Source organism: Enterobacter sp. WI-ESBL-E8, from assembly GCF_053364895.1.
In genome coordinates, this window is sequence record NZ_JBRWXJ010000001.1 from 2,236,324 (window position 1) to 2,254,374 (window position 18,051).

An 18,051-nucleotide genomic window follows, 5' to 3' on the forward strand; every position below is an offset into this window, starting at 1 on the left:
CCGCGAGCAAGCCACACCCCTTAGCGATAGAGCGTCTTTTCCGCAACCGGAATAAGTAACGCAGAACGCCAGTCTGCGAGCGTCAGCTGCGCAAGCTGACCCAGCGCGGTATAAAACGGGTGCCCGGCCTTGTCGACAAACACCGAGAGGAAGCGTGTGCTCCACGGCAGCAAGTGCCAAGCAAGAAGCTGAGAGCACTCCGCTTCGCGGCCATTCTCGGCCAGCCACGCCGCCAGCAGCAGCAGGGTACCGAAATGATCTTCCGGCTCATTCTGCTGCATCTCAAAAGCAATGCTGTTCTCCCGCATCCACTGGCGCAGCGCGAGGGTTGAGTCGCCAAACAGCACGGATTCGCGGTCGAGCCAGACGGAGCCCCACGGCGGAGCGGGCAGGGCATAGGGGCCAATAAACAGCCGTTGCCAGGCGTCCGTCAGCGGCTCATCGGCAGGCGTGGCAAAGGATTCGGCAACGGGCAGCAGCGATTCCGGCGGCAGGGGCCAGTCCTGAACCCAGTCGCCAGCGGTGAGAGCCTGCACCAGCGGCGCAGCCTGCTCGCTGTCGGGTGAAAAATAAAACAGCGCGCCCAGTACGCGGGCGCTAAACGCGAACGATTCACGCTGTGAGACGTCTTTCATTACATCTTCCTTGCTCGCGCGGATTTCACCCGCGCGACTGTGTTAAGCCAATTTATAGACCATAGAATAAACCACGGTCATGCGCTTCACTTTCTAGACCTTCTCGATCTGCACCAGATTGGTGTGCTGCGGGTTGCCTTTTGCCAGCGGCGACGGACGGTGCGTGGTCAGGGTATTGATGCATGACCCGTGGTCGATGCGGTCACCGTTCATATTGGCATCGTGCCACGCTCCCTGGCCCATGGCGCTGACGCCGGGCATGATGCGCGGCGTGACTTTCGCTTCAATTCTCACCTCACCGCGATCGTTAAAGACGCGCACCGTATCGCCGTTCTTAATGCCGCGTTTTTCGGCATCAACAGGATTAAGCCAGACCTCCTGACGGCAGGCCGCCTTCAGCACGTCGACGTTGCCGTAGCTAGAGTGGGTACGGGCCTTGAAGTGAAAGCCAAACAGCTGCAGCGGGAACTGCTCGCGTTCGGGCGCATCCCAGCCGTCAAACGTCGAGGCGTAGACGGGCAGCGGGCTGATGGTTTCATCTTTTTCCAGTTCCCAGCTGGCGGCAATGTCCGCCAGCTTGCTGGAGTAAATTTCAATCTTGCCCGACGGCGTTTTCAGCGGATTAGCTTCCGGGTTCTCGCGGAATTTCTTATAAGCCACAAAGTGCCCGTTTGGATCTTTGCGCTTATAAATGCCCATTTTTTTCAGTTCGTCATAGGACGGCAGCTTGGGGTCTTTTTCGAGCATTCTGGCATACAGGTACTGCAGCCACTGCTCCTGCGTGCGTCCTTCGGTGAATTTCTGATGGACATCCGGGCCGAGGCGTTTCGCCACTTCGCTCATGATCCAGTAGATGGGCTTGCGCTCAAACTTCGGTGCGGTCACGGGCTGGAGGAAAATCAGGTAGCCCATGTTTCCGGCGTAATCGTTAGGGATGATGTCTTCCTGCTCGACGGTCATCAGATCCGGCAGCACGATATCGGCATACTTCGCCGACGACGTCATGAAGTTATCGATGACGACGATCGTTTCGCACTTGCTTTCATCCTGCAGGATGTCGTGGGTTTTATTGATATCGGAGTGCTGGTTGATGATGGTGTTTCCCGCGTAGTTCCAGATGAACTTGATCGGCACATCCAGCTTATCCTTGCCGCGCACGCCATCGCGCAGGGCGGTCATCTCCGGCCCGCGGGCGATGGCGTCCGTCCAGCTAAAGCAGGAAATTTGCGTTTTGACCGGGTTTTCCGGTAGCGGCATACGCTCGATGGTGATGGTATACGTCGATTCACGCGCGCCGCTGTTACCGCCGTTGATGCCCACGTTTCCGGTAAGAATAGGCAGCATCGCGATCGCGCGGGAGGTCAGTTCCCCGTTCGCCTGACGCTGTGGCCCCCAGCCCTGGCAGATATAGGCCGGTTTTGCGGAGCCAATTTCGCGCGCAAGCTTAATGATGCGATCGGCGGGGATGCCCGTAATGCGGGAGGCCCACTCAGGGGTTTTCGCCGTATTGTCCTCGCCCTGGCCGAGAATATACGCTTTGTAGTGGCCGTTAGCGGGCGCGCCTTCCGGCAGCGTTTTTTCGTCGTAGCCAACGCAGTATTTATCCAGGAACGGCTGGTCGACCAGATTTTCGTCGATCAAGACCCAGGCGATACCCGCCACCAGCGCGGCATCGGTGCCTGGACGAATAGGGATCCATTCATCTTCACGTCCGGCGGCGGTGTCGGTATAGCGCGGGTCGATAACGATCATGCGCGCGTTTGAGCGCTCGCGAGCCTGCTCCAGATAGTACGTAATCCCGCCGCCGCTCATGCGCGTTTCCGCCGGGTTATTGCCGAACATGACCACCAGTTTGGTGTTTTCGATGTCGGACGTACTGTTCCCATCGTTGCTGCCGTAGGTGTAGGGCATCGCGCAGGCGATTTGCGCCGTGCTGTAGGTGCCGTAGTGGCTCAGGAAACCGCCGTAGCAGTTCATCAGGCGCGCCACCAGTGAAGCATAAGGAGAGGAGCGGGTAATATTGCCGCCGACAATGCCGGAGGAGTAGTTGATGTAAACCGCTTCGTTGCCGTATTTGGCCACCACGTCTTTTAGGCTGGCGGTGATGATGTTCAGCGCTTCATCCCATGTGATGCGCTCGAACTTGCCTTCACCGCGTTTGCCCACGCGTTTCATTGGGTAGTTCAGACGGTCCGGATGGTTAATGCGACGGCGAATAGAACGTCCGCGCAGGCAGGCGCGCACCTGATGGTTACCGTAAATATCCTCGCCGGTGTTGTCCGTTTCGACCCAGTATACTTCGTCGTCCCGAACGTGCAGACGCAATGCGCAGCGGCTGCCGCAGTTGACCGAGCAGGCGCCCCAGACCACTCTATCTTCGGCAGCGTTCATGGCGCTTTGCACCGCGGCGGCAGCGCGTTTCACGCCAAAGGGCAACGACAAACCGCCAGCGGCAAGCGCCAGAGAACCTATGGCTGTAGATTTCACGAGTGTTCGACGGCTAATTCCGCCGTGATGTTCAGTATCGGACATGGCTCACCCCATCATTATAATTGCGTATTATTTTTCCCGTAATTACAACCGGGCTAATGATGGGGTGAGTGTTACTTATTTGGGGGTATTAGATCTTAATCCTCATCAAATCAACGGGGATTGTGGGTAAATTACTGAGCTTCACCAGCTCCGGAGCCTGTACGAGTGTACAAAATTTTAAAGGTGTCGTTAGCACAATGGCCCACAACCTGCGTGCCCGGCTGGTCGGCCTGGTCGTTTGGCACAATGCTCAGCGTAAAGCCTGATTCCGGCACGCCGTTGTTAATAATTTTCTGCTGAATGTCGCTTTTCACGCGCTCGCAGGAATCCGGTGCCGCCAGCGCGGCCGTTGAGGCACTCATTAACAGCAGGGCGGTAATCCAGGGTAACCGTTTCATCTGTAGCTCCTTTTCTCTGTGTAGAGATTAATTTTAGCAGGCTTCGTGTAAACAACTGTATTTGCTAATATGATTGGGAATAATCTCCCTGTACGGTAATGAATGTGAAGAAATACGCAGCGATAACGCTACTGGCAGCAGCACTGGTGGGGTGCGACAACAGCTCCGCGCCGCTGTCGTTTACGCCCGAGATGGCGAGCTTTTCGAACGAATTTGATTTTGATCCTCTGCGCGGCCCGGTCAAAGACTTTACCCAGACGCTGTTCAACGAGAAGGGTGAAGTGTCCAAACGGATTGCCGGCACCGTGTCGGCGGAAGGGTGTTTTGATACGCTGGAGCTGCACGACCTGGAGGCCAACACCGGCGTGGCGCTGGTGCTGGATGCCAATTACTACCTTGATGCGGAAACCCAGCAGCGGAAAGTGAAGCTGCAGGGGAAATGCCAGCTGGCAGAACTGCCGTCAGCCGGCGTGACGTGGGATACCGACGACAACGGTTTTGTGGTGGCGGCGCACGGCAAAGAGATGGAAGTGAAGTATCGCTACGATGCGGATGGCTACCCGCTGGGCAAAACCACCGTCTCCGGGGATCAGCATCTTTCCGTCCAGGCCACGCCGTCTAAAGACGTGCGCAAGAGAATGGATTACTCGGCAGTCAGCATGCTGAACGACAAGCCGCTGGGCAACGTGACGCAGAGCTGCGACTACGATCGCCACAATAATCCGGTGAGCTGCGATCTGACCATCACGGACGATAGCGTCAAACCCGCCGTTGAGCGCAAGTACACCATCAAAAATACGATTGAATACTACTGACAGTAAAGCCGCGCAGGTTACTTCGCCCGGCGGCGCTACGCTTGCACGGGCCTACATATTTTGCACAGTGTAGGCCGGGTAAGCAAAGCGCCACCCGGCAAGAAAGACAACTCGATTGTTGATGACAGGGTTTGTCATTCATCTCACTGCGCGGTAGGTTTCAGCAGGCTGGCACCTGACGGTTTGTGTCCGGCCAGGTGCTGATGCTGGAAGATGCACATGCGAATGGTATTGCGGTATTCACCGTTGATAAAGAACTCGTGAATCAGCTCACCTTCCACCATAAAGCCCAGCTTGCGGTAGATATGGATCGCTTTCTCGTTCTCTTTGTCCACAATCAGGTAAAGCTTGTAGAGATTCAGAACGTTGAATCCGTAATCCATTGCCAGCTTCGCCGCCCGTGAGGCAAGGCCTTTTCCCTGATGCTCAGGGGAGATGATGATCTGGAACTCTGCCCGGCGGTGAACGTGGTTGATTTCAACCAGCTCCACAAGACCGGCTTTTTCGCCTTCACACTCCACCACAAAACGCCGTTCGCTCTGATCGTGAATGTGCTTATCGTAGAGATCGGACAGCTCGACAAAGGCCTCGTAAGGCTCTTCGAACCAGTAGCGCATCACGCTGGCATTGTTGTCGAGCTGGTGGACAAAGCGCAGGTCTTCACGCTCCAGCGGGCGGAGCTTAATATCGCAAGGAGCCGGCATTATGGGGCTACCGTACGGCCAGTGCGGCGATCCAGGCAACGCAGGGTATTGGGCTCCCAGTAGGCGTTGACGTTTGCGCTTTGCTGACACTTATCGCGCGCGTCAAAAGCGACATCTTCCTTGTCCCACTCTTTTTCAGCACGTTTGTTAACCTTCTGACGAAGGTTACGGGTGTCATTCCATTGTTCTTTGTCCATGGCGGCGTTCTGACGGCTCTGCGCGCTGTCACCAGACTCAATAATGAGCTTGCTGGTTTCCGCTGTCGCAGAGGCGGCAAAGGCGAACGATGACAGCGCCAGCACGGCTGTCAGACAAAGGCGTTTGCTTAATGTGGTCATAGCGTTTCCTTTTAAATGGGTGCAGATAATCAAGTTACCCCGTACAGATTCTACACCAAAGCGAAATCACGGCATACCCGCGGAGCAAGTATGGAAAAGTAAAGGGCATCATCAGGTATGATGTCTAAATAAATCCTCACCTGATGTGAAATATGCTTAAAACGACGCTGCTTTTTTTTGCCACCGCGCTCTGCGAAATCATCGGCTGCTTCCTGCCCTGGCTCTGGCTGAAGAAGGGGGGAAGCGCATTACTGCTGATCCCGGCGGGCGTTGCGCTGGCCCTGTTCGTCTGGCTGTTAACGCTACATCCGGCGGCCAGCGGCCGCGTTTATGCGGCTTACGGTGGGGTCTATGTCTGTACGGCGCTGCTGTGGTTACGCGTGGTGGACGGCGTCAGGCTCAGCGCGTACGACTGGGCCGGCGCGCTGATTGCCCTGTGCGGTATGCTGATTATTGTGGCGGGATGGGGGCGGGCCTGAGCCCCCGGATTTTGTGATCGTTCGCTGATTTTATGATCGTTATACTTGTATGGTAGTAGGGTTGGTGGGTAAATTTCCAGCATCACAACGAACGATGTAAGGAAAGGAATTATGAAGATTGTCGCGGCTGACGTGTTTGTTACCTGCCCGGGGCGGAACTTTGTCACCCTAAAAATCACCACCGATGAGGGGATTGTCGGCCTCGGTGACGCTACGCTGAACGGTCGCGAGCTCTCCGTGGCCTCTTACCTGAAGGATCACCTTTGCCCCCAGCTGATTGGCCGCGATGCGCACCGCATTGAAGATATCTGGCAGTTTTTCTATAAGGGCGCTTACTGGCGACGCGGCCCGGTCACCATGTCGGCCATCTCCGCCGTGGATATGGCGCTGTGGGACATCAAAGCCAAAGCCGCCAACATGCCGCTTTATCAGCTGCTTGGCGGAGCCTCCCGTGAAGGAGTGATGGTCTACTGTCACACTACCGGCCACACCATTGACGACGTGCTGGAAGATTACGCCCGCCATAAAGAAATGGGCTTTAAGGCGATCCGCGTGCAGTGCGGCGTGCCGGGCATGAAAACCACCTACGGTATGGCCAAAGGGAAAGGGCTGGCCTATGAGCCTGCGACCAAAGGCGACTGGCCGGAAGAGCAGCTCTGGTCCACCGAAAAATACCTCGATTTCACACCGAAGCTGTTCGACGCGGTGCGCAATCAGTTCGGCTTCAACGAGCATCTTCTGCACGACATGCACCACCGCCTGACGCCGATCGAAGCGGCGCGCTTCGGCAAGAGCATTGAGGAATTCCGCATGTTCTGGATGGAGGACCCAACGCCGGCGGAGAACCAGGCCTGCTTCCGTCTTATCCGCCAGCACACCGTCACGCCAATTGCGGTGGGCGAAGTGTTCAACAGCATCTGGGACTGCAAGCAGCTTATAGAAGAGCAGCTTATCGACTATATCCGCACCACCATTACCCACGCGGGCGGGATCACCGGGATGCGTCGCATCGCGGACTTCGCTTCGCTCTACCAGGTGCGTACCGGCTCACACGGCCCGTCGGATCTGTCGCCAGTGTGCCACGCGGCCGCGCTGCATTTCGACCTGTGGGTACCGAACTTTGGCGTGCAGGAATATATGGGCTATTCCGAACAGATGCTGGAGGTCTTCCCGCACAGCTGGCGGTTTGATAATGGCTATATGCATCCGGGCGACAAGCCGGGCCTGGGCATCGAATTTGATGAAAAACTGGCAGCGAAGTATCCGTACGATCCTGCCTATCTGCCGGTCGCCCGCCTTGAAGACGGCACGCTGTGGAACTGGTAAACGAGGAGCGAACGATGAAAAGCGTAGTGATTCAACAGCCGAACCAGCTGGTTATTGAAGAGCGTCCACTCCCGCTGCCGGGCGCAGGTGAAGTGCGCGTTAAGGTTAAACTGGCCGGGATTTGCGGTTCAGACAGCCACATCTACCGCGGGCATAACCCGTTTGCGAAGTATCCGCGCGTCATCGGCCATGAGTTTTTTGGCGTGATTGACGCCGTGGGCGAGGGCGTTGACAGCGCGCGCCTGGGCCAGCGCGTCTCGGTCGATCCGGTGATCAGCTGCGGGCACTGCTACCCGTGCTCCGTGGGTAAGCCTAACGTCTGCACCTCGCTGGTGGTGCTGGGCGTTCACCGCGACGGCGGGTTCAGCGAATATGCAGCAGTGCCCGCTAAAAATGCCTGGCCCATCCCGGATGCGATCCCGGATAAACACGCCGTCATGGTTGAGCCCTTCACTATTGCCGCCAACGTGACTGGGCAGGCCAGTCCCACTGAACAGGACGTTGCGCTGATTTACGGCGCGGGCCCGATGGGGCTGGTCACCGTTCAGGCGCTGAAGGGCGTCTACAAGGTGAAGCAGGTTATCGTGGTTGACCGCATAGACGAACGGCTGGCGATGGCACAGCGCAGCGGCGCAGACTGGGTCTTGAATAACTGCGAGCAGTCGCTGCAGGCCGCGCTGGACGAAAAAGGCATTAAACCGACGTTAATCATTGATGCTGCCTGCCATCCGACGATTTTGCAGGAGGCGGTAACCCTCGCTTCTCCGGCGGCGCGCATCGTGCTGATGGGCTTCTCCAGCGAGCCGAGCCAGGTCGTTCAGCAGGGCATCACCGGCAAAGAGCTGGCGATATTCTCCTCGCGCCTGAATGCCAACAAATTCCCGGTCGTCATCGACTGGCTGGAAAAGGGGCTAATCGACCCCGAAAAACTGGTTACCCATACCTTTGACTATCAACACGTTACAGACGCCATCGAACTGTTTGAGAAAGACCAGCGGCAGTGCTGCAAAGTGTTACTCACGTTCGGCCAATAATCCTATAAGCGGTTAAGAGCCTGCGCAGACAGGCTCTAAGTGGTACGCATCTTACCTTTCAGAGATAGCCATTATGACGCAAGCACAACCTCAAAGAACCACCTCCGATCTGGTGAAAGCCGCCGTTTCCGGCTGGCTGGGCACCGCCCTGGAGTTTATGGACTTTCAGCTTTACTCGCTGGGGGCGGCCCTGGTCTTCCATGAGATCTTCTTCCCGGAACAGTCTGCCGCGATGGCGCTGATCCTGGCGATGGGAACTTACGGCGCGGGCTATATTGCGCGCATCGTCGGGGCCTTTATTTTCGGCCGAATGGGCGACAGCATCGGCCGCAAGAAGGTGCTGTTTATCACCATCACCATGATGGGGATCTGCACCACGCTGATTGGCGTTCTGCCGACCTACGCGCAGATCGGTATTTTCGCCCCGGTTCTGCTGGTAACGCTGCGTATTATTCAGGGGCTGGGTGCCGGGGCCGAGATCTCCGGGGCCGGGACCATGCTGGCGGAGTATGCGCCAAAAGGAAAACGCGGCATCATCTCCTCGCTGGTGGCGATGGGCACCAACTGCGGGACGCTGAGCGCAACGGCTATCTGGGCCATTATGTTCTTTGCCCTCGACCGCGAACAGCTGCTCGCCTGGGGCTGGCGCGTGCCGTTCCTCGCCAGCGTTGTGGTGATGATTTTCGCTATCTGGCTGCGAATGAACCTGAAAGAGAGCCCGGTCTTCGAGAAAGTAAATGACGAAGAACGCGCGGTGCCGGACACCTCGCTGGGCTCAATGGTGAAAAGTAAATCCTTCTGGCTGGCGACCGGACTGCGGTTTGGTCAGGCGGGTAACTCGGGGCTGATCCAGACCTTCCTCGCCGGGTATCTGGTCCAGACGCTGCTGTTCGATAAAGCCATCCCTACCGACGCGCTGATGATCAGCTCCATTCTCGGGTTTATCTCCATCCCGCTGCTGGGCTGGCTTTCTGATAAAGTTGGGCGCCGTTTGCCGTACATTATCCTCAATATCTCGGCCATTATTCTCGCCTATCCGATGCTGTCGATCATCGTCGATAAAAGCTATGCGCCGGGAACGATCATGCTCTCTATCATCGTTATCCATAACTTCGCCGTACTGGGGCTGTTTGCGCTGGAAAATATCACCATGGCGGAGATGTTTGGTTCACGGAATCGCTTTACCCGCATGGCTATCTCAAAAGAGGCGGGCGGTCTGGTGGCGGTGGGCTTTGGTCCGGTGCTGGCGGGGATCTTCTGCAATATGACCGGCTCCTGGTGGCCCATTGTTGCCATGCTGGTGGCCTATTCCGTGATTGGGCTGATCTCGGCGCTCCTGATGCCAGAGGTGCGCGACCGTGATTTGAGTCTTGCAGAAGACGCTGCGGAACACACGGCGCAGCAGGGGTTATCCCAACGCAGCACGCGATTCATTTAACCTCTTTTTGGCAGGAACAAACACATGGTGAGTTCAGTTGATGTAAACAATGAAGTGGATAACACCCCTGTTATCAAGCGCGTGGCGACCGCTTCGGCGATTGGTACCGCGGCCGAGTATTACGACTTCTTTGCCTATGGCACGGCCGCGGTGCTGTTTTTCGGTCATCTTTTTTTCCCGAGCAGCGACCCGCTGATTAGCACGCTTGCCGCCTTCGCAACCTATGCGGTGGGCTTTCTGGCTCGTCCTGTCGGCGGCATTGTGTTCGGTCATATCGGCGACAAAGTCGGACGTAAAAAAGCGCTGGTAATGACTATCCTGATCGTCGGGCTAGGGACATTTTGTATCGGCCTTCTGCCTACGTATGAAAAAATTGGCATCTGGGCGCCGGTGTTACTGATTTTGATCCGCATACTGCAGGGATTTGGCGTGGGCGGCGAACAGGCGGGCGCGGTCCTGATGACGGCAGAATACTCCACGCCCAAACGACGCGGATTCTTTGCCAGCTGGGTACAGGTGGGGGCGCCGGCGGGTTTTCTGCTGCCGATGGCCTTGTTTGCCTTGCTCAACATCGTCCTGACGCCTGAAGAGATGATGAGCTACGGCTGGCGCATTCCGTTCCTACTCAGCGCGGTGCTGGTGCTGGTTGGTTTGTTTATTCGTCTGCGCATCGATGAGTCACCGGTGTTTGCCAAAATCCGTGAGACCAAAGCCGTAGAGTCTCGCCCGGTGATAGAAGTGGTACGAGATTATCCGGGCATTGTGGCAAAAGGCGTTTGTGCCAAGCTAATCGAAGCCTGCACGTTCGCGATGTTTACGGTTATCGTGCTGGCCTACGGGAAAGCCAACGGTCTCAGCGCCACGATCCTGATGGAAACGATGATCGTCGCTGTTCTGCTGGAGATTTTTGCGATTCCGCTCATGGGTGCGCTCAGCGACAGGATTGGCCGCAAGCCGGTTTACATTATGGGTGCACTTCTGCAGGTAGTGGCTATCGTGCCGTTCTTTATGGCTATCAATCAGGACAGCTACTGGCTGACGCAAATAGCGATGATTGCCGTGATTACCTTCGGCCACAGCATGTGCTATGCCCCGCAGGCATCCTATTTTCCGGAACTGTTCCCGACCCATATCCGCTGTAGCGGCATTGCGCTGATCTGGCAGGTGGGCTCGCTGATTGGCAGCGGCGTTCTCGGCCTGGTGGCGGTTAAAATATTGCAAATGACGCACGGCCACTACTATGGCATGGCGGCCTACGTGATTGTCCTTGGCGCGATCTCGGTGGTGGGCCTGTTGACCCTGCCTGAAACTGCGCCTCGTCGGCGCGAGAGCGAGTATCAGGAGTGGGGAAAACATTAAGTTCAGAAGAGAGGTGGTGGTTTATATCTTTTGAAATCTGTCACACAGCTTGATGTTTATGTCACACCACATGACCAAAAGTTAATATAAATCAAAATCACAAACGGCAGTATCAGTATGGTGGATGGCAGCAATCTCTTACCCCGACTGCCATTCTAGTTGGTGTAGTCAGCAGACGCTGCCGCTTCACAAAAAGCGGCAGCGATCCACAGCTTTCTAATTAACGAGTCTTAATCATGGAAAACACGTTATTACAGGCCAGGGCGACGCTGCCCCAGTACGATCGCAACAGCCTCAAAGCACGCATTGTTCATTTAGGGTTTGGCGCTTTTCACCGCGCGCATCAGGCGGTGTATGCCGACATTCTCGCAGCTGAGCACAGCAGCGACTGGGGCTACTGTGAAGTTAACCTGATTGGCGGCGAGCAGCAGATTGCCGATCTGAACGCGCAGGATAAGCTCTATACCGTGGCGGAAATGTCCGCCGATGCGTGGACATCCCGCGTGGTTGGCGTAGTCAAAAAGGCGCTGCATGCGCAGGTCGACGGGCTCGAGACCGTGCTGGCCGCGATGTGCGAACCGCAGGTGGCGATTGTCTCGCTGACCATCACCGAGAAAGGGTACTGCCATTCGCCGGCGACCGGGCAACTGATGCTCGATCACCCGTTTATCGTTGCCGACCTGCAAAACCCGCACCAGCCAAAATCCGCGCCTGGCGTGGTCGTGGAAGCGCTGGCGCGGCGCAAAGCGGCGGGTCTGCCTGCGTTCAGCGTGATGTCCTGCGACAACATGCCCGAGAATGGCCACGTGATGCGCAACGTGACGTGCGCTTACGCTCGTGCGGTAGACGGCGAGCTGGCGGACTGGATCGAAGCCCACGTTACCTTCCCCTCCACCATGGTGGATCGTATCGTGCCCGCGGTTACGTCCGAAACGCTGGATAAAATCGAACAACTGACCGGCGTACGCGATCCCGCCGCGGTGGCCTGTGAACCGTTCCGCCAGTGGGTGATCGAAGATAACTTTGTCGCCGGGCGTCCCGAATGGGAAAAGGCCGGTGCCGAGCTGGTGTCAGACGTCATTCCGTTTGAAGAGATGAAGCTGCGCATGCTCAACGGCAGCCACTCGTTCCTGGCGTACCTGGGCTATCTGGCGGGTTATCAGCATATCAACGAGTGCATGGAAGATGAGAACTACCGCGTCGCCGCCCACGCGCTGATGCTTAACGAACAGGCGCCAACCTTAAAAGTGAAAGGCGTTGATCTAGCGCGCTATGCCGATCTGCTGATTGCCCGCTACAGCAACCCGGCCCTGCGCCACCGTACCTGGCAAATTGCAATGGACGGCAGCCAGAAGCTTCCACAGCGTATGCTGGATTCGGTGCGCTGGCACCTCGTGCATCAGAAACCTTTCCCGCTGCTGGCGCTGGGCGTGGCCGGCTGGATGCGCTATGTCGGCGGCGTGGATGAGCAGGGTAACGCCATCGACGTGAGCGACCCGCAGTTGGCGGTTATTCAGGCGGCAGTGAAGGGAAGTACGGAGGGGGAAAGTCGGGTCAACGCGCTGCTCGGCATCGAGGCCATCTTCGGCAAAGAATTACCGCAGGAATCAGTCTTTGTTGATGCGGTGATGAAGGCATACCAGACGTTACTGCAAAAGGGCGCGAAAGCGACCGTGGCCCAGTACGTGTCTCAACGGTAATTCAGCACATGCCGCCGTGCGCGGCGGCATGTCTGCACGCGGTTTAGTGCATGCCCAGGCGAATCAGCTCGATCGGTTCGAACTTACCTTCGCATCCTTCCACTTCCACCGTTTTACTACGACGCACCTGCTCGGCATTGAGACCGTCGCTGTGGATCGCTTTAATCACGCCGAACTGGTTTGTGCCGCTAATCATGACGCGGCTGCCAGTGGTGATTGCATTGCGGTTACGGTCGTATGTCATCATGGTATTTTCTCCTCTCTAACCTGTTCGTTACGGCGCTATTTCAGGTTTGCCGTTCACGGGGCATATAAATACGCCTGTCCGCGCTTCATTTTTTTGTTTTTGATCAAACTCACACTTTTTTCTTTATTGTGCCGGGCGCTGACCGTTCACGACGGTAATTTACAAACCAGACAGTTATTTTCTTTTACTGATAGTTTCGACAGGGAAGCGTTGAGGGTTGGTTTATATTCCCGGTGTCATGCTGGGTTCAGGAAATAACCCTTTCATCGGAATAAGGAGTCAGGCTTATGTATAAGAAGATTTTGATGCCTGTTGATGTGTTTGAAATGGATTTGAGCGACAAAGCGGTGCGCCACGCGGCTAACCTTGCGAAGGCTGAGGGCGCCTCGATTACCCTGGTCAACATTCTGCCTGCCAGCAGTCGGTCTCTGCTGCGGGGATTCAATGCCGATATTAAAAAGTTTGAAGAGTATATGACCGCAGAATCCGGGAAGAAAATGAACGAGCTTAAAAGGCTGTTCGATATCTCCCCTGAGAATATTCACAGCATGGTTCGCTTTGGCAACGTCCGCGATGAGATCATCAAGCTCAGCAAAGAGGGAGAATATGACGTCATCGTCATCGGGTCGAAAAATCCGAGCATCACTACGCATTTGCTGGGCTCAAATGCCGAAACAATCCTGCGCTACGCCACTATTCCGGTATTAGTCGTTCGCTAACCCTGTCGCCGCGCCCGAAAGGGGGCGGCGTAATATTACTCTTCGCTAAACCACTCGCTATTTTCCTGACGAATAAGCTGCACGGACTCGCTAATTTCCTGCAGGTGCAGCGTCATCGCTTTTTCCACGCCGTCCTGGTCGCGTTTTTCAAGCGCGCTGAAAATATCATGATGCTGCCGGAGCAGCATTTCCGGCGGAGAGACGTGATCGAGACTCATGTAACGCACGCGGTCGATGGTGGCCTTGATGTTTTCGATGGTGTCCCAGGCCAGCTGGCAATCCGCAATTTGCGCCAGTTTCTGGTGGAATTCATCATCAAGCTGGAAGAAGTCGTTGAGCTGCTTACGGTCAATCGCAATGCGCTGCTGATGCAGGTTCTGTTCCAGCAGGTAACACTGGTTATCGTTGATGAGCGCCGCGGCACGGCGCGCCACCGCGCATTCAATGGCCTGGCGAACGAAACACCCGTTACGAACCTGAGAAAGTGAAATTTTATTCACGTAGCTGCCGCGCTGCGGACGGATCTGAATCAGACCGTTTTCCGCAAGCTTAATAAAGGCTTCACGCACCGGCTGGCGGGAAACGTCAAAACGCACGGACACTTCTTTTTCAGAAAGCGGCGTTCCCGGCGGGATCAGGCAGTGGACAATATCACGTCGCAAAATGCGATAGATTTGCTGGTTTACAGGCTGGGTGGGATTAAGTTGCGATTCAGCGGCCATGAGTTGTCATTTCTCAGAGAGTTAGCCTGAACATACTACCATTCTTTTATGACCCGAAACAGACCCGGCCCGCAGGCCGGGAAGGGCACATTTAGCCACGATGGACGCTAAGTCCGCCAAAACTCTGGCTGACTGGCATCATTTCTACGGTATTGATGTTGACGTGTTTTGGCAGCGTCGCCACCCACCAGACCGTTTCGGTGACATCTTCCGGCGTCAGCGCGTTAGCATTTTCGTAGGTCTTGCCCGCTTTCGCGTCATCGCCTTTGAATCGGACGTTGGAAAACTCGGTGCCACCTACCAGACCCGGCTCGATATCGGTGACGCGAATGGCGGTGCCGTGCAGATCGGTACGCAGGTTAAGGCTGAACTGGCGCACAAACGCTTTCGTCGCGCCATAGACGTTGCCGCCCGCGTAAGGCCAGCTCCCGGCGGTAGAGCCGATATTGATAATGTGGCCGCGGTTGCGCTCGACCATGCCCGGCAGAACCGCGCGGGTCATATAGACCAGCCCTTTATTGTTGGTGTCGATCATGTTTTCCCAGTCTTCCACGCTGGCTTTATGGGCGGGCTCCATGCCCAGCGCCAGACCGGCATTGTTGACCAGCACGTCGATGGCGCGCCACTCGGCGGGCAGGTTGGCAATCATCTCTTCAATGGCCGCGCGGTTACGCACGTCCAGCTGCGCGGTCAGGATGCTGTCGCCTAACTCGTCTTTCAGCTCCTGAAGACGTTCCTGACGGCGGCCGGTCGCAATAACCTTATGCCCGTTGGCGACGAAGCGACGCGTGATGCTTTCACCAAAACCTGCCGTTGCCCCGGTAACTAAAATAATCATCTCACTGTTCCTCAACGCTTTTTGTGTTGTACTAACATAGCACGGCCGCAGAGGGTGCGTTAAGGCAACATTTGTATGACAGCATTGCAGGGGATGGCGGCCTGGCCTACTCTGGGAGGATACCCGTACTCAGGAGTGAAAGATGACGGCCACCAATCCCTTTTTTGAAATCAGCCTGTTGCCATATCAGGCTCCCCATTTTGATGAAATCAACGACAGCCACTATCGTCCGGCTTTCGATGAAGCCCTGCGCCAGAAGCGGGCGGACGTTGACGCCATTATCTCTCAAACGGCTGCCCCAGATTTCAACAATACCGTACTGGCGCTGGAGAAAAGCGGCGCTTTGCTCTCGCGCGTCAGCAGCGTTTTCTTCGCCATGACCTCCGCGCACACCAATGCGTACCTGCAGGAGCTGGAGGAACAGTTCTCTACCGAGCTTGCCGAACTGGCGAACGATATCTGGCTGAATGACGTGCTTTTCGCCCGCGTGGAGAGCGTCTGGCAGGACCGCGCCGCGCTGGATGCCGAATCACACCGGCTGGTAGAGGAGATGTATCAGCGGTTTATTCTGGCCGGCGCGCGTCTGAATGAGGCAGAAAAAGCCGAGCTGAAGGCGCTGAATACCGAGGCGGCCTCCCTGACCAGCCAGTTTAATCAGCGTCTGCTGGCTGCCGATAAGACGGGCGGGCTGGTGGTGGATTATGCGCACCAGCTTGATGGGCTGAGCGCCGCTGAGATCGCTGACGCTGCGCAGGCTGCCGCGGAGCGAGGGCTAAACGATCGCTGGCTGATCCCGCTTCTGAACACCACCCAGCAGCCCGCGCTTTCAGCGCTGCGCAATCGTCAGACGCGCGAAAACCTGTTCAACGCAGGCTGGACGCGTACCCAGAAAGGGGATGAAAACGACACCCGCGCGCTGATCCTTCGCCTGACGGCGCTGCGCGCGCGACAGGCTCGCCTGTTGGGCTTTGAGGATTACGCCAGCTGGAGTACCGCCGACCAGATGGCGAAAACTCCGGAGGCCGCGCTGGAGTTTATGCGCGGCATTGTGCCTGCCGCCCGCGCCCGCGCGGAACGCGAGCAGGCCGATATTCAGAAGGTCATTAATGACGAGCAGGGTGGTTTCACCGTCCAGGCCTGGGACTGGGCTTTTTACGCGGAGCGCGTGCGCCAGGCAAAATATGCCCTCGATGAGTCGCAAATCCGGCCCTATTTTGCGCTCAACACCGTGCTGCAGGATGGCGTATTCTGGGCGGCCAGCCAGCTGTTTGGCATCCGCTTCGTCGAGCGCTTCGATATTCCGGTTTATCACCCGGACGTCCGCGTGTGGGAAATTTTCGACCATACGGGAGAAGGCATGGCGCTGTTTTACGGCGACTTCTTTGCACGCGATTCCAAGCAGGGCGGGGCGTGGATGGGGAATTTCGTCGAGCAATCCTTCGAGTTTGCTGCCCGTCCGGTGATCTACAACGTCTGTAATTACCAAAAACCGGCTAACGGCGGCGTCGCGCTTCTCTCCTGGGACGACGTGATAACCCTCTTCCACGAGTTTGGCCATACGCTGCACGGCCTGTTTGCCAGCCAGCGCTTCGCCACGCTGTCCGGCACCAATACCCCGCGTGACTTCGTTGAATTCCCGTCGCAAATCAACGAGCACTGGGCCAGCCACCCGCTGGTGTTTACCCACTATGCCCGCCATTACGAAACCGGCGAACCGATGCCGGACGCGCTGCGGGAAAGCATGCTCAACGCGACGCATTTCAACAAGGGCTATGACATGACGGAGCTGCTGGGGGCCGCGCTGCTGGATATGAACTGGCACGGCATCGGTGAGGCCGTGTCGAGCGTGGAAGATTTTGAAGCGGCAGCGTTGAAAAAAGAGGGGCTGGATCTGCCCGCCGTGCCGCCGCGCTATCGCAGCAGCTATTTTGCCCATATTTTTGGCGGGGGCTACGCGGCAGGGTATTACGCCTACCTGTGGACGCAAATGCTCGCAGACGATGGCTACCAGTGGTTTGTCGAGCAGGGTGGGCTGACGCGTGAAAACGGGCAAAAATTCCGCGAGGCGATTTTGTCTCGCGGTAACAGCACGGATTTAGCGGAGCTGTACCGGAACTGGCGCGGGCACGATCCGAAGATTGAACCGATGCTGGAGAATCGCGGGTTGAGCGAATAGCGTTACCGTTAGCTGGTAGCAGAACCGGGCTCGCGCCCGGTTTTTTTGTATTTTTCACGCAACGGCTATTCGAATTCTGAGTGAATAAACTGTCTGACCTGAAGTATCGAATTGAGGTTAAGTTTGTGCCCTATATTATTGGTGTAGGTATAGACAGTTTTGGGTGACAGGTAAATTTTCCTTGCAGCCGCAACAGTGTCATCAGTATCCAGCAGGGCAAAGAGAGTCTTTTTTTCCTGGTCTGAAAGCATGCTGAGACTCCTGCAGCGCGCAATGTGATTTAACACATACTCAGGAGAATGCATCCGCCCGCTAGTGAGTTGTTTTCGAAACTCGATAAAGCAGGATTTCCTGTAAATCGTCACAAGTGGCTGCAGAACCCTTGAACTGACATCCTTGCCACCGATGAAGATCACCTGATGGTGTTCCGTAAGTTTCTTCCTTTTCAGAAGGTTGAAAATGGCTCCCAGGCTTCTGAATGATTCAATATCTACGATGCAAAGCTTTCTGCTGGGGGACGCTTGCTGGAGAATGACAGACAGCGCTTTATTCAAAAATACATCTTTCGTCAAAATCATGTGAGACATAAAA

At 56.3% G+C, this 18,051-nt stretch carries 18 protein-coding genes; 9 read left to right on the forward strand and 9 right to left on the reverse strand.

From position 1 onward, the window contains the following. Positions 1-20: 20 nt before the first annotated feature. The 3 genes from dmsD to ACWHWP_RS10830 all read right to left on the reverse strand — a co-directional run bounded on the left by dmsD (position 21) and on the right by ACWHWP_RS10830 (position 3,565). Positions 21-635 (reverse strand): Tat proofreading chaperone DmsD, encoded by a 615-nt coding sequence (dmsD, locus tag ACWHWP_RS10820; protein ID WP_063956147.1) that lies wholly within the window; start codon positions 633-635, stop codon positions 21-23. Between the two features lie 93 nt (positions 636-728). After that, a complete protein-coding gene (gene ynfE, locus ACWHWP_RS10825; RefSeq protein WP_447855547.1) occupies positions 729-3,167 on the reverse strand; it encodes a selenate/tellurate reductase subunit YnfE in 2,439 nt (812 codons plus the stop codon). Between the two features lie 131 nt (positions 3,168-3,298). Beyond that, positions 3,299-3,565, reverse strand: a complete 267-nt coding sequence (locus tag ACWHWP_RS10830) for a DUF1161 domain-containing protein (RefSeq protein ID WP_047348680.1) — start codon at positions 3,563-3,565, stop codon at positions 3,299-3,301. Positions 3,566-3,663: 98 nt separating this feature from the next. Here ACWHWP_RS10830 and ACWHWP_RS10835 point away from each other — a divergent pair, with 98 nt between their 5' ends. After that, positions 3,664-4,380 carry a YnfC family lipoprotein gene (locus ACWHWP_RS10835; protein ID WP_047348679.1) on the forward strand — a complete coding sequence of 239 codons (717 nt, stop codon included), beginning with the start codon at positions 3,664-3,666 and terminating at the stop codon, positions 4,378-4,380. 143 nt (positions 4,381-4,523) lie between these two features. On the opposite strand, the gene speG is transcribed toward ACWHWP_RS10835, so the two are convergent. Together speG and ACWHWP_RS10845 are read right to left on the reverse strand one after the other, a co-directional pair. Next, on the reverse strand, positions 4,524-5,084 hold the full coding sequence (gene speG / locus ACWHWP_RS10840; RefSeq protein ID WP_059311315.1) for a spermidine N1-acetyltransferase: 561 nt from the start codon (positions 5,082-5,084) through the stop codon (positions 4,524-4,526). Next, entirely contained in the window at positions 5,084-5,422 is a 339-nt protein-coding gene (locus ACWHWP_RS10845) for a DUF1283 family protein (protein ID WP_047348677.1), read from the reverse strand. The genes speG and ACWHWP_RS10845 overlap by 1 nt, the downstream gene beginning before the upstream one ends. A gap of 152 nt (positions 5,423-5,574) precedes the next feature. Here ACWHWP_RS10845 and ACWHWP_RS10850 point away from each other — a divergent pair, with 152 nt between their 5' ends. From ACWHWP_RS10850 to ACWHWP_RS10875, 6 genes are all read left to right on the forward strand, one after another. Continuing rightward, on the forward strand, positions 5,575-5,901 hold the full coding sequence (locus tag ACWHWP_RS10850; RefSeq protein WP_023330304.1) for a YnfA family protein: 327 nt from the start codon (positions 5,575-5,577) through the stop codon (positions 5,899-5,901). 111 nt (positions 5,902-6,012) lie between these two features. Next, a complete protein-coding gene (manD, locus tag ACWHWP_RS10855; RefSeq protein ID WP_059311316.1) occupies positions 6,013-7,227 on the forward strand; it encodes a D-mannonate dehydratase ManD in 1,215 nt (404 codons plus the stop codon). A gap of 14 nt (positions 7,228-7,241) precedes the next feature. After that, the gene (locus ACWHWP_RS10860) at positions 7,242-8,261 is read left to right on the forward strand and encodes a Zn-dependent oxidoreductase (protein WP_447855548.1); all 1,020 of its coding nucleotides are present in this window, start codon (positions 7,242-7,244) and stop codon (positions 8,259-8,261) included. A gap of 73 nt (positions 8,262-8,334) precedes the next feature. Then, a complete protein-coding gene (locus ACWHWP_RS10865; protein WP_063431505.1) occupies positions 8,335-9,699 on the forward strand; it encodes an MFS transporter in 1,365 nt (454 codons plus the stop codon). A 24-nt stretch (positions 9,700-9,723) separates the two neighbouring features. Further along, positions 9,724-11,058: an MFS transporter gene (locus ACWHWP_RS10870; RefSeq protein ID WP_059311319.1), complete on the forward strand. Its 1,335-nt coding sequence runs from the start codon at positions 9,724-9,726 to the stop codon at positions 11,056-11,058. A 236-nt stretch (positions 11,059-11,294) separates the two neighbouring features. Continuing rightward, positions 11,295-12,758, forward strand: coding sequence for a mannitol dehydrogenase family protein (locus tag ACWHWP_RS10875; RefSeq protein ID WP_447855549.1), 1,464 nt, complete (start codon positions 11,295-11,297; stop codon positions 12,756-12,758). A gap of 43 nt (positions 12,759-12,801) precedes the next feature. Here the strand turns inward: ACWHWP_RS10875 and ydfZ are convergent, their stop codons facing one another. Continuing rightward, positions 12,802-13,005 carry a putative selenium delivery protein YdfZ gene (gene ydfZ / locus ACWHWP_RS10880; RefSeq protein ID WP_025757991.1) on the reverse strand — a complete coding sequence of 68 codons (204 nt, stop codon included), beginning with the start codon at positions 13,003-13,005 and terminating at the stop codon, positions 12,802-12,804. 287 nt (positions 13,006-13,292) lie between these two features. Between ydfZ and ACWHWP_RS10885 the strand changes: the two genes are divergently transcribed. After that, on the forward strand, positions 13,293-13,724 hold the full coding sequence (locus ACWHWP_RS10885; RefSeq protein WP_059311321.1) for a universal stress protein: 432 nt from the start codon (positions 13,293-13,295) through the stop codon (positions 13,722-13,724). Positions 13,725-13,759: 35 nt separating this feature from the next. On the opposite strand, the gene ACWHWP_RS10890 is transcribed toward ACWHWP_RS10885, so the two are convergent. After that, positions 13,760-14,446, reverse strand: coding sequence for a GntR family transcriptional regulator (locus ACWHWP_RS10890; RefSeq protein WP_047348670.1), 687 nt, complete (start codon positions 14,444-14,446; stop codon positions 13,760-13,762). Between the two features lie 91 nt (positions 14,447-14,537). Then, entirely contained in the window at positions 14,538-15,284 is a 747-nt protein-coding gene (gene ydfG, locus ACWHWP_RS10895; protein WP_063431503.1) for a bifunctional NADP-dependent 3-hydroxy acid dehydrogenase/3-hydroxypropionate dehydrogenase YdfG, read from the reverse strand. A gap of 142 nt (positions 15,285-15,426) precedes the next feature. Here ydfG and dcp point away from each other — a divergent pair, with 142 nt between their 5' ends. Beyond that, complete coding sequence (gene dcp / locus ACWHWP_RS10900; RefSeq protein WP_447855550.1) at positions 15,427-17,460, forward strand: peptidyl-dipeptidase Dcp; 2,034 nt, start codon at positions 15,427-15,429, stop codon at positions 17,458-17,460. A 65-nt stretch (positions 17,461-17,525) separates the two neighbouring features. On the opposite strand, the gene ACWHWP_RS10905 is transcribed toward dcp, so the two are convergent. After that, positions 17,526-18,047 (reverse strand): helix-turn-helix transcriptional regulator, encoded by a 522-nt coding sequence (locus tag ACWHWP_RS10905; RefSeq protein ID WP_447855551.1) that lies wholly within the window; start codon positions 18,045-18,047, stop codon positions 17,526-17,528. Between the last annotated feature and the right edge of the window lie 4 nt (positions 18,048-18,051).